General features: G+C 73.4%; 1 protein-coding gene and 1 pseudogene. Both read left to right on the top strand.

The genetic code is table 11. The annotated features are described in order from the left end of the window. Positions 1–153, top strand: a 153-nt coding sequence (locus tag AC27IQ_RS26710; RefSeq protein WP_487091498.1) for an RsmE family RNA methyltransferase, incomplete at its 5' end; no start/stop codon positions are given. 24 nt (positions 154–177) lie between these two features. Continuing rightward, positions 178–610 (top strand): annotated as a pseudogene (locus tag AC27IQ_RS26705) (hypothetical protein); the annotation flags it as partial.

The raw sequence follows: 610 nt of genomic DNA, 5'->3' as shown, positions 1-610 counted from the left end.
GTGCAGGTGCTGCATGGCCCCGAGGGCGGGCTGACCGCGCAGGAGGAAGACCTGGCGCTGGCCCACGGCTTCGCGCCGGCCAGCCTGGGCGCGCGTGTTCTGCGGGCCGAGACCGCTTCGGTCGCCGCGCTGGCGCAGCTGGCCTTCGAATGACGACGGAACACTGAACAGGACGGCATGGAGAGCACTGTGTTGGCGGCCGAGGCGCCGTGGCCTGGAGGGGCGGAGAACGAGGGCGGGCTGTTCGACTTTTTCCGGGATGCCGATGCGGCCGGCGATTCGGCCCTGCTGTGGCGCATTGCGCGCGAGCAGGCCGTCACCCAGGCGCTGAGCGGGCTGTTCCACGGCCCGGCGGCGCTGGTGCAGCTGCGGCTGTGGGCCTTTTTGCAGCTGGCGCGCCAGGGCGAGGCCACGCTGGCGCGCGAGCGCATCGACGAGATCTTCCACGCCCTGCGCCCGGAGGCGCTGGACACCGTGCTCAAGCGCTTTCGCGACGTGGGCCTGCTGGCCTGGGACGACAGCGCCCGCACCTATGCGCTGCCGCCGCTCGCGCAGCGTGTGGCCGGCCTGCTGGCGCCCCTGGCCAGCGACGGCGGCGGGGACGAGGACG

Source organism: Acidovorax sp. KPB24-07 (assembly GCF_057543315.1).
This window is presented reverse-complemented; position numbering and strand designations above follow the sequence as displayed.